This window comes from Acetobacter indonesiensis (assembly GCF_000963945.1).
Classification (GTDB): Bacteria; Pseudomonadota; Alphaproteobacteria; order Acetobacterales; family Acetobacteraceae; genus Acetobacter; species Acetobacter indonesiensis.
Genome location: NZ_BAMW01000050.1, coordinates 1 through 17,318, shown reverse-complemented (window position 1 = coordinate 17,318; position 17,318 = coordinate 1). Strand labels below are relative to the sequence as shown.

The window sequence follows — 17,318 nt, the reverse complement described above, 5'->3', positions numbered from 1 at the left end:
CGCTGCTCATCCCATCTTGGGGCGTTGCCCCGCCAGCAGAAAGCCATAAGCCATGGCAAAGAGGACGCCAAGAGCCACCGTCTTACCAATTTCCTGCAACAGGGGAGTATTGCAGGTAGCCAGCAGGCCGAATGTCAGCACCGTCATGGCATTGCACGTCAGCAACGTGCGCATGGTGCGGGCACGCTCGGCATCATCCAGTTGGGGGCGGGCGAAAAACAAAGCGTAATCAAGGCTGACACCCAACACAAATTGCAGCGAAATCAGATGAATTAACGTTAGCGGGTGCCCTAACCCTGCAAGCACGGCCAGCAGGCTGATCAACGCAGCGCCTACACTCGCCGTAACACGCACCAGTCTACTGACCGACCGCAGGCCATAGACCAGAACACCCACAGCCAGAACACACCCAACCAGCATCCAACGCAGCGTGCGGGCTGTGTAATGGGCTGACAGACCATCTATCTCCCGCTTCATATCCACTACAAGCACATTGGGCTGATCAGCCAGCGCGTGCTCTATGGCTGCGCGGTTTTGCACCCGTTCTGGAAAAACCAGCCCAAACCATTGTCCCTGACGCTCAAACAACAGGGGCGACAAAGCGGCTTCAAGGGGCGTGCCTGCCATATCCTGCACGGACAATGGCGTAAGGGTGCGCGCAGACGCCACATCATGCACAAAGGCCGAAAACGCATCAGGCTTGAAAGGAAGATTCTGCCGTGCTTCCGCTACCGCGTTCTGTAAATCTGCCACTGAAGGAAGGGATGCAACACGGTGACGCTGGGTCTTCATGGAGGGCAGCAGACGGGCCGCATCCTGCACTCCTGATAACGCCCCCTGTTGCTGCAAACGCGTCCATACACTTGCCAATGTTTCCTCACGCTCCAGAACAGCTTGGGCACTGGGGGCGGACACGGCCAACATTAATGACGCATCTGGCACGCCCAGTTCATGCCGCAGTGCATCATCCAGCAGGTGTGCCTGTTCCGGTATGGGGCTAAGGGCTGCCAGCCGGGTATCCAGCGTCAAAGGATGCTGCCAAAGCCAGAACACACTTATGAGCACTGGCACGAGACAGAACACACGATAGCGACGCACTGTCTCGGCCCGCACCAGCTTGCGCGATGGGCCGCTGACCGAAGGAGCAAGGTCTGCCGCCACAACCAGACGAGGCATCAGGTAAAGCGTTACACACGCGGCCACCATCAACCCAACAGCGGCGAATGTGCCCAACTGCGCCAGCCCCGGCAACCCGCAGAATATCATACCGGTCAGCCCCAGAATGGCGGTAGTCACACCAAGCCGCAGGCTATGGCCTATCCGGTGCAATGTGGCCTCTGGTCCCTCACCCCTGTCACGGTGGCCTATCAGCAGCACAGGGTAATCTAGCGCCACCCCCAGCATGGTCATACCAAACCCCAAGGCAATGCCATGCACGTAGCCAAACACCAGCCGCACCACCACCATGGCAACGCTGATAGACAGGAAAAACGGAACCCCGATCGCCGCCAGCACCCAGAGCGAGCGAAACCGCCAATACAGCACACCCGCCACCATAAGGATGGAGCACAGGGCCATAAGGTCCATATCCGCACGCATGCCACTTGCGCTTCTAACCGCGAAAATGGACGGGCCGCTCATCAACAAACGGGCTGCCCCCGGGTGCAGCCCCGCAAAAGCAGATTGCAGTGTCTGCTGCACAGCTTTTTGCCTGACGAGATCCATCCCCGGTGCTGTGGTACGTAACAGCAGCAAAGCACGGGGCTGGTCTGAGGCAAACCACACGCCATGCTGCATACGCACCTGTACGTCTGGTTCCAGCGCCTGCACCGCATTGAGAAAAGCCTTTGTCGGGTCACGCAAAAGCATGTCTGAAAATACAGACCCGGCGCTGGAGCCCAAGCCATCCAGCACCGTGTCAAACGCCTGTTCGAGTGCCTGTGGGCTGAAATCACGCGTCGATGCATCGGGCGCAAGCTGATAGCGATGCGCCATCATGGCGTTGTGCAGCCCCTGCGTTTGCTGGACGGAAAAGACGCCGTTCATAACAGAAACAAACTGCGGATCGCCAGAAAGAGCCTTCTGAAGACCAAGGCTAAGGCGGGCCAGTTCTGGCTCTGGCGCGCCTTCAATACCCAGCATTACAACCGTGCCAGCAACCCCTTCCTGCACTTCGCGCAGAAGAAAGCGGGTTCCGTCATCGTGCCCTTTTGGCAGAAAGCCTGCCATATCCAACCGCAGGGGTATGGCCCACATCACAACAGCAGCCAGCAAGGCCGACAGCGCAAGGGCCGCGGCCAGAAAATGAGGTCTTGCGGGACGGGTCAATGGTCTATCATCAGAGTTTGTCTATCGCCGTTAGCCTGAATAACCTTAAGGCTTTCTACGGCATTATTACGGCCAGACAGCACCACCTGACGCACCATTTTATGTGCCTGTTCAGATAGAGGGGTCATGGTCAGCGTCCATGCCCCCATGTCGCCTTGCGCGGTTACGGTGTAGGCTTGCCGCAAGGCCGCCATGTTTCCTGCCAGCGGCGCACGAAGCGTTGTGGCCAGCAACGCTAAAGCAGGGTTTTGGGCCAGAAGAATATGCCGCACATGCCCGCCCCGCTGGACTGATACGGTATCACCATCAATCACCAACGTTTCAGGGCGAGGCGACAGTGTTTCTTTTTCCAGAAATGCCGGATGCCTGAATACCAGCACACCTGATGACAGGAGCGGATGCGTCAGAACACCAAGTTCTCGCGTTTCATGAAAATGCTCTGTCCGTTCAGAAACGCTGCCCAGATGTGTCACAATCTGGGTGGCCAAATCATCCGGAACGGTTTCACAGTGGGCCTGTGGCGCAACCGTAAAAAATCCACCACAAAGCAAGAGGACTGCAAAACGCTTCATGGCAGTTCTTTCCAGTAATCATAAAAATTAAACCAGGAGAACGGGGCTTTCGCACATTGTTCCTGCATCCAGCGGGCGTAGCGTTCTGCGGCGTCCTGAACAAACTGCGGGCGGTCTTTTCTGCTGGTTGGATAGGGCACGTTAAATGGTTCGAACCGGACCTCATACGCTCCATCGCGCCCGCGGGTGGCGCAGAGAAGGAGGATGGGCACACCCGTTGCCAAAGCCAAGCGATAGGGGCCTTCGGGCAGAAAAATATCCTTCCCCAGAAACGGCACCGTTACAGTGCGGCCTGTATCCGGTGACCGATCCCCTAGAATGCCGATAACATGCCCCTGTTGCAGGCTTTCTGCCACCTGCAACATGGTCTCTGGCTGACCTATGGGAATAATGGTGTTCTGATAGGACGGATCAAGCGCTTCAAGAACCTGTGTCGCGCCCCCAAGGTTGGAGCGATACATCAACATCTTCAATGTAATAGCATGATCTCGTCCAAGAGCCCGCAGCGCCTCAAATGACCCGATATGCGCACCCAGCAGCAGACAGCCCTGCCCTTGCTCCATAATACGCAAAAACGCATCCCGCCCGGAGCACCTGACAGCGGGCATGGTCTGGGGGGCCATCAGAAAAAACAGTCTATCCAGAACTGCTTGGGCAAACGTGTGAAAATGCCGTACAACCTGTCGATGACCTGCCCGTTTACGCAAGATACGGGACAGATATACCCGCGAAGCGCGCCGCGCCGCAGCATGACAAACAAAAAAATAGACCGCTATTGGCCATAGTAAAAACTGCAGCCGCCGCCAGCCAAGGCGCTTTGCCAGCCAGATTGCCAGCCCCATGGCGACCCGATTGCCGCGTTCTGGTACCACCCACCGCTGATCAGTTTCAGTTTTCAACGGGTCGCGCCTTTAGCACCGCACGCAATACTGTCTTGCCCAGACACTCCGCCGTCAGACGCAGAGACACCCCGGCCCGCCGGATCGAAAACACCACGGGTTGTTCGGGGAAAACAGGGTGCAAAAATTTGACCATATCAAACTGAAAGTTAGCATCCGGCAGCAGAGCGTACGCGGCGTCCAGCAGCAGAACGCCGGGAACAACCGGCTGCTCCGGAAAGTGGCCCGCAAGACAGGGATGATCATGCGGCACCGTCACTGTGCCAATTTCCTCTTCCGCGTTTTGCGTTGCCGCTAAGTCACGTAATGCCTGCAAGGTCAGCTTTCCCACAGCATTGCGGGGTAATGCGGCAACCTGCACAATACGACGTGGCAGAAAAACCGGGTCTATAAGCTGCCGCAACGCCTGCAACAGACTGTCAGCGGACACTGTGGGGGCCACAACAAAAGCCTGCATGCGCGCCTGTGGGTCCACGCCTGACATGTCTGGCGGCAGAAACGCCCCGTCCTCCACGCCCGGCAGATTATTCAGCACTGCGTTAAGCGCCGCCAATGAACCCCGCTTGCCCCCCAGTTTCAGCAGATCTGTAACTCGGCCCAGAAGCTGGAACGTTCCGTTCGTGCCCGTTTCTATGAAGTCTGCCAGAACGTAGCTCAACACGCCGGGGGCAGACAGTTCGACTCGCCCGTCAGCCATCGTTTGTAACGTAATATCCCGATACCACGTCCAATACGGGCCGCTTAAGGTACGCCGAATGGCAACGGAACCAGTTTCGGTGGAACCATAAATTTCAGTCACGTCCGTCTTCAGAAAACGCTCGGCTTCTTCGGCCAGCTTTTCAGGCAAGGGGGCGGATGCTGACACAACACGGCGCACGGCAGGGGGTTGCAAACCCGACTTGACTAGCCCCCGAAGTTGCAAAGGGGTTGTGACCAGAATACGCGGCGCCGACGCTTGTTCCAGCCGAGCAACCCAGTCTGCCGGGTAGGGACCGGAACCCGCAATGGTTTTGACACGGGTGTTCAGCGTTTGCAGCACCAATGTTTCAAAACCATACATATGATAAGGCGGCACCGTGCCCACCATCGATGCAGGCTGGGCTTCCGGGTCAAGCAGGACACGGGCTGTGACGCTTCTGGTTACCAGCCCACCCCAATATTTTTTATGCCCGACAGGCTGCCCCGTACTGCCCGATGTAAACACAACAGCAACCAGACGTTGCGCCTCTATGACGGGATTAAAATCACTGTTTTCCTTCAGATTGGAAGCGGCGGGTGGTTCGAGGTCAACATTCAAGGCCGTGCCGCCATCAGGCAACTGCGGAGCTTCCGGATCTCCTGCCAAAGTGACGCAGGTGGCGTTATGCTGCTGCGCCAGATGAGCAAGCCGCGTTGGTGAACGATCACTTGAGAGCAGCACATAATGACCCTTTATCAGGGCCGCTGCGAAAAGCAGGGTGAAATGAAAGACATCGGCACAGACCGGCACAACCGGCTGATCTGGCAGGTTTTCTGCCAGATGATGGGCCGCCTGCAAAAATGTATGCCCCGTAACCGGGCCTGTTGCGGTTACAAAAACCACGCGCTCTGGCGCATAGACCAAGGACAGGTCTGGCCAGGTCTGATCACCCACACCCTTATACAAAAGAGATTACCCGGCAGAAGAACGGTTTGCCTGCACATACTGGCACAATGCCCGTAGGGAGCTGAAAATCTGTTTGTTATCCGGATTATCAGACCGCAGGGTTACACCGTAATCACGCCCAACCAGCAGGGAAATTTCAAGGGCGTCAATGGAATCAAGCCCCAGACCTTCCCCAAACAAAGGGGCTTCTGGCTCAATTTCATCTGCCGTGACTTCAAGCTGCAATGCCTCGACCAGCCGTTCAGCCACTTCGTGCTCAAAAGGGGTTTGCGATGCGGAAGAACTCGTCGTATTCACAGCCTAATCTCATCTTTAAAATGCAGATCGAATGGATCAGCTAACACAAACACTTCGCACAGAAAAGCCGTGCCATAACAGAAGCAGAGCAATGCCAAAAAAAACTGTGGGCATAGCGCTATTTTTTCTCTCACTTATTCTTGCACATGTTCCTGATTTCTTCGCCTTAAAAGACCCAAGCGTTACTATTATTTTTATACTGCAAGGCGCCGCGCTCACCCTTTTGATGGGACACGGTCTGCCTGTTACCTGCGCCACAGTTTTTTTCTGTGTTTTAGCGATTTATGCGCCGCAACAGGCACGCACTGCCGATGCTATTCTTCTGTATATTGTGCCGCTTGGGGCCTTATTGGGTACGTTCGCCTACTCCCTGCTTCCATCCGGCTCTCCGCTAATTTCACGGGTCGCGCAGCAGGTGCATGGACCATTGCGAGCAGATATTGCCCGTTATACGCGATATTTGACGATGTTCTGGGCCGCATTTTTTGCGCTTGCACTGCTGGCCCCTGCCGTGTTGGCGTTCACTGGCCCCTATGGGGCATGGCGCTGGCCATTATCGGGCGGCACGTTTGGATGTGCAGCCGGCATCATGGTGATTGAAGCCTGTGTCAGACGCCTTGTCATCCGCAATTTTGATCATGTTTCGTTGAAAGAAACGGTTTCCGCTTTCCGCAAAACATCCGCCAAAGCCACGTCAGAAACAGTCTGATATGCATAAATGTCAGACGAGCATTGTCTCTGCCATACTGAAAATGGGAAATGCCACCGTCAGATTTCTCCAGATACTGCACGGGAGCTGGTTTATTGACGGCAGCAACACCGATCCACACCAGCCGCACGGCTATTTCCGGGTCAAAGTCAAACCCGCGCATAAAGCGGGATTTCTGCATAGCCTGTAAAAAGGGCGGCAGAGGATAAACGCGAAACCCGAACAGGCAGTCTTTGACCGCCCCCGCCGTTTCAAGCCACACCAATCCGTTTGAAAGTTTTCGTCCCCAGACACGCAGAGCAGGTGCATCCGGCCCAAAAACCGGTTTTCCCAAAATCATGGCCTGTGGGTTCTGTCGGCTTTCTGCCATGAACTCTGGCAGAGAACGTGCCGGATGCTGACCATCTGCATCCATTGTCAGGATATGGGTGAAACCTGCCTGCGCAGCCCATTGTGCACCATATAAAACCGCCCGCCCTTTCCCCCCGTTGCGTTGCAGACGCACAAGGTGCAAGCCCGCATGGTGTGGCAACAGGTCATCAAGCGCATGCTGGCTGCCGTCCTGACTGCCGTCACTCACCACAACCACCTCGGGCCATACGGTCAGAACTTCGGCCACTGTACGGTGCAGTAATTCTCCTGAATTATAGGACGGAATCAGGACAATACAGCGAAAAGCGCCAGACATGGCAGAAGATAACTCCAACAACACAGGAACAAGACTGTTCCGTCTATCGTAATTACGATATGACCCAAACACCAAGCCTTTGAGAAGCGATCTTTTTCATGTCCGATAAAACCCCCTGCCCCCCACACCCTGTATTACCGGCCTATTATGAGAACGGCAGCGAGCGCGTGGTTTTTGTTCGGTCTATTTTTGATCGGACGGCGCGTTATTATGACCGTATCAACAGCATTTTTTCTTTGGGGTCAGGCAAATGGTACCGCAGATGGATGCTGCGCATGGCAGGCCTACAGCAGGGACATAGACTGCTGGATGTTGCAACCGGCACCGGGCTGGTGGCACGGGAAGCCGCAACATTGACTGACCCGGCCAATATTATCGGGCTGGATATGAGTGCAGGTATGTTAGCAGAATGCCGAAGCAAACTGCCCATTCAGGTTGTGCAGGCCGATGCGCAAGCCCTGCCTTTTGCCGATAACAGCATGGATATGCTCAGCATGGGGTATGCCCTGCGTCATGTTCGGGATCTGAACGCAACATTCACGGGGTATCTGAAGGTTCTGAAACCCGGCGGTAACATGCTTATTCTTGAAATCGGTCGCGCCCGTTCCCCTGCGGTGCAAGCGTTTCTGCGCTTTTACTTGGGAAAAGTAGTGCCCTTCCTGTCTGGCGTTACCGCATCCCGCGAAAGCCGCACTCTGATGGCCTATTACTGGGATACTATCGAACAGTGCATCCCCCCTGACCAGATTCTTCAGAACCTGAAACAGGCCGGATTTTCAAACGTCCGCAAACACACCTCATTCGGTGTCTTTCACGCCTATATGGCAACAAAAGCATCATAGATGAACGCTAACGTGGCTTTCACGTTCTAACTGTATTTATTTCCCCGCATATGCGGGGAACACAAAATCGCACAGCCCCTCCATTTCTGGCCGGTCGGTTCATCCCCGCGTGTGCGGGGAACACCGCATCACGGATCGGAAAGCGTCTGACATGGCCGGTTCATCCCCGCGTGTGCGGGGAACACGCTTTTGCCATTTTTGGCTGGCTTCCGCTTATCGGTTCATCCCCGCGTGTGCGGGGAACACTCTTTCTGGAAAGAGTTGATTTCAAAGGATTATTTTGTTGTCAAAGAAACTACCGATTACGCAGGCTGTATTCTACCCTCTTCCGCGTCGGCGGGGAAGTATGGTTGTGGCTGGGCCCTGTTGGGCTGGCAATGCAGCTTCGGGGTCAAAAGCAACTAGTCGCAGTCCATCCAGATCAACTGGGACACGGCGGTTTTTGCCACATGTATCAAATTCAAAACCCGCATCATTCGGGGCGGCCCAGGCAATGACACCGTTTCCATCTTCTATATAGGCGCAGACCTGTCCCCAAATCATTTCACGCACTCGGCGTCCGTAGCTGCCTATGTAAACGCCAGCCCGGACCTCCAGCAGCCAGACTGCCAGCCGCCCCCGCAAACGCGGCGGCGCGTTTTCAACCACGATGACCAGCATCACCCAGTCCTTTCGGGTCAGCAAAGGCCACAGGCATTGCTTCGGGCTGTGCAGGCGGTGGTTCTGCGCCACCAGCCAGAAGGACGTCTTCAATCAACGGAATAAGGCGTGCCAGAATATTGGTCTTGCGGAACTGGTCCCTGCACCGATGCCGCACAGCAGCAACAGGGTCTGCTATTCTCTGTCCCTCCAACGGCCGGTCACGTTGTACTGCAGCCGCAACCCGAAAGGCTTCAGGCACCACGACTTCAAACTTTACAATATCTGCAATGTCATAAACAAAGCTTTGGGGTTTTCCTGTATGCAGAAACCCGATAGCGGGCGCATAACCAGCCGCCAGAATAGCGGCTTCTGTAATGCCATACAGTGCCGCCGTGGCTGCGGAAAGACAACGGTTTACAACATTTGCTGTATCCCATTCGTGCGGGTCATAACGCCGACCATCCCACTCGGCCCCGCATGATTTGGCTAAAAGCCGATAGGTTTCGCGCACACGCGCGCCCTCAATCCCCCGCAACTGATCAACTGACCGTTTTTCGGGTGCGTCTTCCGCAAAACGAAGGGCATACATTTTGCGTACAACATTCAGCCGCGCTGTTTCATCAAGCGCAAGACGGGCCTGAAACAAAAGTCTGTCTGCTCGCGCGCCACCGGGCTGGCCCGATGCGTATAACCGCACCCCGGCCTCCCCTACCCAAATCAATAATGTACCAGCCCGAGCAGCCAATGCAGCAGCCGCATGACTGACACGTGTGCCGGGTTCAAGCATCAGGCAGGCCAAGCCACCTATGGGAATATGGGTGCGAATACCGTTTTGATCGACCAACACAAACGCGCCATCAAGCACATCAAGCTGGCCCATTGCGACAAACAGAATGGACGAACGCTCCTTTAACGGAATAGGGCGCGGTGGGGGCAACCCAGGCAAAGGACGCGACATCCATCTTATCCTTTTACAAAGCGCGACGAATGAGCATAAGCCCGCACCCAAACGCCTTGGCCCGGCCAAAACCATGCATCAACGCAGGAACAAACAGCGCCGGGTCTGTAACACACAGCGCACCAGTAACATTGACCACGCCAAATGTTGCCTTGCCTTGCCCCGCTTCACGCGCCACACGCAGCACATCACACCCCTGCACGGAAAGAGCATCAGGCTGCAACGCAAACCCGGTACGCTGCCCCTGCCGCAGAAGCCAGGATGTAATGGCTTGCTGCACTACACCATCACGCGCATGGGCTCGCTGCTCTTTGGGAATGTGATAGAGCGCATCCATAACAATATCATGACGTTTGCTGCGGGCACGCCCTTCACACTTCCGGTCAAGTGTTGCATTGGCACGCAGCATGAACCCCAATCGGCTGCCATCTTTCAGGCGTGGCGCAAAAACCTGACTTTCAATATCGAACAACCCATGCGTATCAACGGGTTCTCGGGCTGATAAAACCAAAAAACAGCCAGGGTCAGTCTGACGCCACAGAAAATCCCTTTTCCGGTCTGGCGTATCACCAAACAAAACCCATAACAGGTGATGTGCTGCTTTGTGCTGGTTGCTCTCCCCCTGCGGCACAAGAAGCCGGGCTATAGCCTGAACAGACGCATCTTGCCGTAAGGAGATACGAGAGAGAAACCCGGCACTCATATCGCGATATCCTTTTTGCAAAGAAGCATCGCTTCTTCCCGCAAGCCAAATTGCCAGCGTGTGCGTGAAAGCGGTTGATCACGGCGCATTTCATGACGCACGACCGGGTAGTTACCCCCGTGCGCCGCAACATCTGCTGTATCCATAACCACCACTACATCCGTTTGTGTGTCTGGGCCGGTCAGGTGATTTTTGAACAAGCCAAAACGGGTCTGCACACTTTGCTCCGGTCCGTGTTTATAGCGGTCTAGAACGGCAGTAATGGCGTTGTCTGCACTCTGGATATCTGGAGCCAATGGCAAACCCGGTGGGCAAGATTTACGCCCTAATGACGGTGAAAAAACCGGCTGTTGCATAGCCATTTTTATGCTGTCCAATGACCAGCGGGGCATATCAGCCCGCACCCACAGCACACCCAGATGCCAGCTTCCCATGCGGTAATCCCTGCGGGACAGGATGGTTGCAATCTCTCCCGGTGCGTCCGCCAGTTCCTGTGCGCGTGTTGCCGGGGTCCAGTTGCGGCGCGCGGGTGCTGTTTGCGTTGTATGGTAATCAGTCAGCAATCGACCGGACGCGTGGCATAAAACAGCCAAGCCATACTGATGCGCCAGATCTTTCTGGGCGTCTTCATCATCCCGTGTCAGACCAAGACACGCCCCCACCAACCCCAGCACGGCAGAGCGGGCGGGCCTATCACTACCATCCCGGCGCTCACCAACAGCAAGCGTCCCGAACGATGCCATAGGGGCTACCATGGCAAAGGTTAGGAATTGCCCCATGGGGTTCAGGCCCGACAAAAGGCGACAATATCTGCCAGTGTCGCGCTTTTTTCATCCCCTAGCGCCATTTCACAAACATCCTCGGCCCCTTCACCGTAAACGCGTGTTAGTTCAGCGCGGAAGTTTTTCAAATCTGCAATAGATTGCTGCATTAAATCCTGACCCGCAATAGGCCGTGCAAAAGCACCCGCCAGTGTACGGGGCTGCGCATTTCCTTTTTCTGCCAAGACATACCCGGCACGCGCCAGGGCAGCATAACTATTCTGCTTGCCTGACGGAGAAACGGTCATTGCTGCTTCAACCAAAGCCCCTAGTGCGGCTTCGGCCACGCTAGTTTCGCTTTTATCGCCAAGGTTTTTCTTTAACAGATCACGATTAACGCACAGATAAAGATAAAACACGCCAGACCCAAATCCGGCTTCCCCCAGAAAACCTGCGCCTGCGTCTTCTTCATCCTGTTTCAGGTCATCAATAGCGGTATAATAATCGTCTTCCACCGTCACCCGATGGGTTGTGATAGCGTGGGCTACCTGCACGGCCGCTTCCCGATTAAACGCTGGCGCCCCCGCCAGCATCCGCCCGAACAACGCAATATCCGCCGCTGAGTCTGACCGGTGCAGCAAGCTCTCCTGCTCTTTCTTCACATCCACTTTTTCCCCTGCTGCAAGCCGGTCTGCCATAGCAATAGCGGCAGCGTGTTCGGATGGAGAAATAAAAACAAGCTGTTCCGTACGTGTCGGGTTCTGGTCTTTTTCCGCCTTTACCTTTCCATACACACCCGCAATCTCACGCGCTATGGATGTTGCCTTTTTTTCATCCACACCTTTTTGTAAAAGATGCTTCAGAATTTCCTCCCCCAGACGCTGGGTGCGTTTTCCCTCATGACCGGCCAAAGCAGATGAAAAAATATCCGATGTACGCCACGCACGTTTCAACGCCTGCGAAGAAATACGTAACCGCGTCACCCCGCCAACTGTCGCTGTCTTGGGGTTGCCAGCATCATCACGATTCACGTTTGATGGCGGGTAGAATGTCAAAAGGTGAAGCTGCAAAAAACGGCTCATGATAATAATCCTTTTATATTACTGATTATCAGATGGTTTTTCCAAAGTGGCAGTATTCCAGTAACGATAAACCCAGTCACGCCTTACTCTGTCTGCTGCAAGTTCATCCTGAGATTCTTCACGCGGCCATGCCATAAGTGCAAACGCCATATCCGCAACATTCACTGCACCACCTGCCAACATGACAAGCCGCCGAAAAGCACGAAGACAGTCATCATAGCTTTCTGTATCCAGCAGCTTTCTGAACCGTAGAGGCTTGCATAGGGCTGTTTTTTCATCATCAGCCTCTACAGGGCCAATTTGACGTGCAACAGGAACACCAACCCGGTTTGCCCTGACATACGCCAGAACACCCGCAACCAATGCCGCCCGCGAAAATGCAGAACCACTGGTCGCACCGCATTTATGTAAAAATAGCTGCGTTTCACGCTCAAACAGCAGCTCTGTTATCGTTGAACACCGCCTAAGGCGCGCCAATGCAGCACGATCACCCTGCTGATTTTTGTCAGGATCAGGTTGCAATCCCTGCCACCATGTCACCGCCACACGGGACGTTTCCTTTCTGGTAAGCATCAGACAATTTTTTCCGTCTTTTTATCAGTTAAAACAGGAAGTCCCAGACCATTCATGATTTTTTTGCCCTCTGTCCCTTTCCCTGCGACAGCAATACTCAAACGCTTACGGGCAGCCGAAAACCGTTTTGCATCTTGCATGGTTGTTTCAGGCTCTAATGTAACAGTCAGATCAAATTCACGCAGAGCAGCGTGGGCAAGAATGCGAAACCATTTTGTTTTCAAAGCCACATCATCACTTGTCGTAACCGCTTCGTGCAAGATGGCAAAAAAATCTGACTCCGTTTGTTCCCAAAACCGTTCACGAAGATTAGCAAGAAGCGTCACGTCAACTGATACTGTTGCTTTCCCAAACAGGGCTTCCCGCACAGAGCTACGCAGTAAATCTGCAATCTGCGTCGCGGCCCCCACACAGTCTCGGGCCAGAATGTCGATATTTTTTTGTCGTTCAATGTCTTGAGCATCAAACAACGGCATCTCGCTTTCAATAAAACCGCGCGCTTTCATATTATCCATGTCATACCCGGCAGCAAGCAAACGGGGAGCCTGAGAAAGACGAACGTCTCTGGCCCTTTCGTTTCGCCACGTTACGACACAACTGGCTGGCAATTTGTTGCCATCGGCGCTTTCAACAACAATACCAGCCCAATGTCTGTAACCGATGCCACCGGGCTGAGGATGAATTGCCAACCATTCTGCCCCAGTCTTCTGTTGATAACGCGGGGTCAGAGGATGAACTGTGCCTGCGCCATACGGCATTCCTATCCAGCCAGCATATTTCGGACCATACGGCCTTTGCTGCCAGCCTGTTACCAAAACCGTATCTGACTGCCCGGTAAGATCACAGACCTGATCATTATTTTTTTCGAACACCAGCCTGATTCGGCGTGGCATACCCCACCAACACTGTAATGGATGTGCATTTTCAGAAATGCGCACATCTGTTCCGTCTTTTCCTGATGCAACAGTCGGGGCCAGCCATGGAAAAACTTTTGTTTTATCAGCGTTTTTTATTGCACTTCCATTCGGCACATTCGCCCAGACAATACGCCACAGGCTTCCTCTTTCTTCAGGCAGAACCAACGTGGTAAGCGGGCCACCGCCACGCAAACCTGTCATGTTCCCGGCCCCACCGCTGGGAGCCCAAGATTGAAGGGTAAAAAGAGCAATTGCCGCAGTTGAACGCGCCATACGCTCAACCTGGCCACGATGCACGAACAGATCAGCATTTCGCTTTACCGTGCTTTCGCCTGGGGCATCAATCAGAAGACGCTCTGCATATTCCGAGTCACTTTGCAGGGTATCATAATCCTGCAAGAAACGCGCCTGAAGGCCATCTAACCAAAAAGCATCGGCAATTTTCGCAAAGGCTTCGTCCAGTTGTTCCACTGACGGAGGCTTTAACCAATTCTGCACCCACGCTCTATGGGTTTCAGGGGGACAGGCTGTCGCCAATAGACCAATCAAAAATTCAAAAGACGCCACTCGGAAATCAGCTCTGGGCCACATAAACCCGACAATAGGATTGTCTTTTATATCTTCTACAATCTGGGCTGGGCGAATAACGCTTGCTTCACCCGACCGCCGTGAAACAGGCAACCATGGGTCTAAAAGTAGATTGAAGGGCTTATCATCAGTCATGAAAAGGCCACCTAGAGCAAACAACCAAAGATACGATGACTTACCACTCTGAGTTACGCAATCATTTTTCTGATAACATATACTACATAAGACTTATTCATTGGGATATTCAAATCCCTGCCGAAGCAGGGAACAGAAACAGTCCAGTCGCCACACAGACTACTTAAGACGGTTCATCCCGATATCGCTGGGAAGATTTGCAAACCATATAACTGATCATATTGAATCACAACATCTTGTCCTTTCCCATTACGTCCAGAACCCTGCCAACCCGATTCATTTGGGGTCAAAAGCAGCAACAGAAACTGATCCTCTGCTTCACGTTCCCACCATGACCAAACACTACGCGCCCTTGAAGCCGCCTCTTTAGCTTCCGGCGGTATGAGACAGTGAGCCAGTTGTTTACGACGTACAGACACTTCTGATAGCGCCCAAGCTCGTTTCTGCTGGTGTTGGGTCTCCAAGGAACTGTCTATGAACGCAGCCCAAGGACGAACAGTCTGTCCTTCTATAATAGCAAGCCGCACCGTGACATGAGGTTCATCTTCCAACCGGGTAGGAGTACGAATATCAGACTCCCACAAAGCTACGTCTGGCGCATAGCCGGCCTCATAATTCAGAACATTCTGCATCGCCAAACCTTTTTCCGCACGACCTCTTCCTTCGGCGCTGTTTCTATCCCCCATTAATGCTTCAGGCACATCAGACAGATCGGCAGCCTGCTCTATTAAATATCTTATGTTTTCGGGGCTTTTTATTTCTTTTTCGTGTTTCAAAACATCTGCCGTACGCCACAATAACGCAGCATTTCTATAAACACCGGCAGTTTTTGGCAAAAAATGACTAATCCAGTTTTTATCTACATTTTTTTCAGTAACTGGTGATAAAATATAAAGTTCTTCACTTTCTATCGGGCGCTTATTTCTTTTATGCCGTTGCAAACGGCCAGCACGCTGAATAACCAGGTCCATTGGAGCAATATCTGTACATAAAACATCGAAATCTATATCTAACGATTCCTGTAAAACAGGACTTGCAATCAAGACCGCCGCTCTGTCGGCCTCACTGCTCTTGGCACCAAACCGCCTGAGCACTTCACGCTCTATTGCCAGGCGATCAATCATGGCAAAGCGCGCGTGAAACACAATGGGTTTAATACTGTCTGTCGTCAGAGCCTGAGCAGAGGCAATAACGTCATCTACGCTGTTACGAACCCATGCGACCGCAGCATTTTTAGCAGCAGCATCCTTTATGATGTGAACGACAGAGGCTTCATCTGAGATCAGGTGAACGGCAACTGTTCGTTTTAGTTCGTCCCGCGCATTGCACGGTAATTCCAGAACATTTTCTGCCCCAACGAGTGTCACTAAAGGGTATGCCGCGCTTGATAAAGTCGCAGTTTCTTGTATGCGTAACCCATCCTGAAAAGCCGTTGTCAACTTTTGACGCACAGCCCCGGTTAATGTAGCAGACAATAAAATGGCCGAACCACCCATAGCCGCATGAAAGCGTAAAAGTGCTGCCATTTCTTCTTGCATATAAGAATCATATGCGTGGCATTCGTCAACGAGAAGAACTTTCCCCGCTAGCCCTGCCTGACGCATTGTAGCAAATTTGACAGGCAGGACAGCCATAAGAGCTTGATCAATGGTCCCCACACCTACTTGAGCCAAAAGAGCCCTTCGGGAGTCACGACCTAACCACGCCGAACAACAAATTTCTGCGGCGCTGGCTCTATCGTCTGGGATAAATGTCACATCCAGAGCGTCATCTGGGGCCAGAACAGACACAAACCGCTCGTCCAACAAAGCACGGCTATGCGCTAGAGCAAGCGATGGACGCGAAGAAGGGAGGAAAAGATTCCGATAAGCCTCAACCAACCGATCATACATGGCATGTGCAGTGGCCATAGTTGGAAGCGCAACGAACAATCCAGAAGCGCGCCCGGATGCCATCAATCGGTGGGCCGTAACCAACGCGGCTTCTGTTTTGCCAGACCCCGTCATGTCCTCGATAATCACTAATGCCGGACCATCAGGTAAGGCCACAGATTGCATAACGTCCTGTACCGGTGATGGCTTTTGGATATGGGAGAAAAGTCGTTCTATTCCTTGGAAAGAAGCAACCTCAACAGGGCCAAGCCCTGCTTGTAAAATTGCCTTCTGTGCATGTGGCAGAGCATGATTCCAGAAATAAGCTGTCGCATCCATCACGGCATCCGGCGTCACATATGGAAACCATGTTTTTTGGGAGCCTATCCAGTCAGCCTGATTGGTTAACCCCGCTAATTGCCATTCTAATCGGCGCAAACAATCGGGAGAGTGAAATAATGGAAGGGCAGGCGGATTAAAGACTTTCAGGAGAATTTGAATAAACTGTTGAGCATATGGCGCTATAAATTTGAAGCTGGGGTCCTGTTTTCTTTTGTCCCAATCGCAGGCAGCAGGCTTTCCATGATGCCCCGCTACCGCACGCCATAACTGGTCTTTTTCACTCTCTAACCAGTCCAGTTGCGCGTCATCTGAATTTTTGAACAAAGAATCAAGAGCCTCTGCACAAAAATAACTAAGCAACAGAAAGCCATCAGCATCATGACGTGATTCTATATAATTTTCAGAATAAGAACCTAAGCCTTGCTTTGGCCAGCATGCCGGTACTTTTTTCTGAAATGATGGCATAAGCTTGCCAATGTCATGGAGCGCTATCAGCATCCCCAACTGTCGATTATCAAGCCCCAGTCGGTCACTACCGGGCAACAAGATAGCCACAGCAGCGACATCTAACACATGAGCGATAAGCGGATGCATGAGAGTAGAAGAATCTGAAGCCTGCATCTGGTTTTCAGGGTGTGCTTTACCCCAAAAATACCGGAGCGCATCCGTTTTGTTCATTTTAGCTTCAGCCATTATGGACGTTGAAAGAGGCTACAGTGCTGAAATTTTCTCGTGACATTTTGCTGACCCAAACCTTGTTGTGTCG

The 17,318-nt window shown here is 53.2% G+C and carries 16 protein-coding genes; 2 read left to right on the top strand and 14 right to left on the bottom strand.

Annotation, left to right across the window (positions count from 1 at the left end):
- Positions 1 to 6 precede the first annotated feature (6 nt).
- From Abin_RS11780 to Abin_RS11760, 5 genes are read right to left on the bottom strand one after another with little or no spacing between them, the layout of a single operon-like run.
- Positions 7 to 2,328, bottom strand: a complete 2,322-nt coding sequence (locus tag Abin_RS11780; RefSeq protein ID WP_255319332.1) for an MMPL family transporter — start codon at positions 2,326 to 2,328, stop codon at positions 7 to 9.
- Positions 2,325 to 2,900 (bottom strand): LolA-related protein, encoded by a 576-nt coding sequence (locus tag Abin_RS11775; RefSeq protein ID WP_048847163.1) that lies wholly within the window; start codon positions 2,898 to 2,900, stop codon positions 2,325 to 2,327. The genes Abin_RS11780 and Abin_RS11775 overlap by 4 nt, the downstream gene beginning before the upstream one ends.
- Complete coding sequence (locus Abin_RS11770; protein ID WP_048847161.1) at positions 2,897 to 3,799, bottom strand: LpxL/LpxP family acyltransferase; 903 nt, start codon at positions 3,797 to 3,799, stop codon at positions 2,897 to 2,899. The genes Abin_RS11775 and Abin_RS11770 overlap by 4 nt, the downstream gene beginning before the upstream one ends.
- Complete coding sequence (locus tag Abin_RS11765) at positions 3,789 to 5,432, bottom strand: AMP-binding protein (protein ID WP_158319916.1); 1,644 nt, start codon at positions 5,430 to 5,432, stop codon at positions 3,789 to 3,791. The genes Abin_RS11770 and Abin_RS11765 overlap by 11 nt, the downstream gene beginning before the upstream one ends.
- Before the next feature lie 18 nt (positions 5,433 to 5,450).
- Positions 5,451 to 5,741 (bottom strand): phosphopantetheine-binding protein, encoded by a 291-nt coding sequence (locus Abin_RS11760; RefSeq protein ID WP_048847158.1) that lies wholly within the window; start codon positions 5,739 to 5,741, stop codon positions 5,451 to 5,453.
- Between the two features lie 91 nt (positions 5,742 to 5,832).
- On the opposite strand from Abin_RS11760, the gene Abin_RS11755 reads away from it, so the two are divergent.
- Positions 5,833 to 6,450 carry a COG4648 family protein gene (locus tag Abin_RS11755; RefSeq protein WP_048847156.1) on the top strand — a complete coding sequence of 206 codons (618 nt, stop codon included), beginning with the start codon at positions 5,833 to 5,835 and terminating at the stop codon, positions 6,448 to 6,450.
- Here the strand turns inward: Abin_RS11755 and Abin_RS11750 are convergent.
- A complete protein-coding gene (locus Abin_RS11750; protein WP_048847309.1) occupies positions 6,362 to 7,138 on the bottom strand; it encodes a glycosyltransferase family 2 protein in 777 nt (258 codons plus the stop codon). The two genes, Abin_RS11755 and Abin_RS11750, sit on opposite strands and share 89 nt — an antisense overlap.
- 98 nt (positions 7,139 to 7,236) lie before the next feature.
- Here Abin_RS11750 and Abin_RS11745 point away from each other — a divergent pair, with 98 nt between their 5' ends.
- Positions 7,237 to 7,980, top strand: a complete 744-nt coding sequence (locus tag Abin_RS11745) for a class I SAM-dependent methyltransferase (protein WP_048847154.1) — start codon at positions 7,237 to 7,239, stop codon at positions 7,978 to 7,980.
- Between the two features lie 318 nt (positions 7,981 to 8,298).
- On the opposite strand, the gene cas2e is transcribed toward Abin_RS11745, so the two are convergent.
- The 8 genes from cas2e to Abin_RS11705 all read right to left on the bottom strand — a co-directional run bounded on the left by cas2e (position 8,299) and on the right by Abin_RS11705 (position 17,230).
- Positions 8,299 to 8,640, bottom strand: coding sequence for a type I-E CRISPR-associated endoribonuclease Cas2e (gene cas2e, locus Abin_RS11740; RefSeq protein ID WP_048847153.1), 342 nt, complete (start codon positions 8,638 to 8,640; stop codon positions 8,299 to 8,301).
- Positions 8,621 to 9,580, bottom strand: coding sequence for a type I-E CRISPR-associated endonuclease Cas1e (gene cas1e / locus Abin_RS11735; RefSeq protein ID WP_048847152.1), 960 nt, complete (start codon positions 9,578 to 9,580; stop codon positions 8,621 to 8,623). Before cas1e ends, cas2e begins: the two co-directional genes overlap by 20 nt.
- Before the next feature lie 13 nt (positions 9,581 to 9,593).
- On the bottom strand, positions 9,594 to 10,283 hold the full coding sequence (gene cas6e, locus Abin_RS11730; protein WP_048847150.1) for a type I-E CRISPR-associated protein Cas6/Cse3/CasE: 690 nt from the start codon (positions 10,281 to 10,283) through the stop codon (positions 9,594 to 9,596).
- Positions 10,280 to 11,062 (bottom strand): type I-E CRISPR-associated protein Cas5/CasD, encoded by a 783-nt coding sequence (cas5e, locus tag Abin_RS11725; protein WP_048847308.1) that lies wholly within the window; start codon positions 11,060 to 11,062, stop codon positions 10,280 to 10,282. The genes cas6e and cas5e overlap by 4 nt, the downstream gene beginning before the upstream one ends.
- Positions 11,063 to 11,067: 5 nt before the next feature.
- On the bottom strand, positions 11,068 to 12,126 hold the full coding sequence (gene cas7e / locus Abin_RS11720) for a type I-E CRISPR-associated protein Cas7/Cse4/CasC (protein ID WP_048847148.1): 1,059 nt from the start codon (positions 12,124 to 12,126) through the stop codon (positions 11,068 to 11,070).
- A gap of 18 nt (positions 12,127 to 12,144) precedes the next feature.
- Entirely contained in the window at positions 12,145 to 12,699 is a 555-nt protein-coding gene (casB, locus tag Abin_RS11715; protein WP_048847146.1) for a type I-E CRISPR-associated protein Cse2/CasB, read from the bottom strand.
- A complete protein-coding gene (casA, locus tag Abin_RS11710) occupies positions 12,699 to 14,339 on the bottom strand; it encodes a type I-E CRISPR-associated protein Cse1/CasA (RefSeq protein ID WP_048847305.1) in 1,641 nt (546 codons plus the stop codon). Before casA ends, casB begins: the two co-directional genes overlap by 1 nt.
- 173 nt (positions 14,340 to 14,512) lie before the next feature.
- Entirely contained in the window at positions 14,513 to 17,230 is a 2,718-nt protein-coding gene (locus Abin_RS11705) for a CRISPR-associated helicase/endonuclease Cas3 (protein WP_048847303.1), read from the bottom strand.
- Positions 17,231 to 17,318 lie beyond the last annotated feature (88 nt).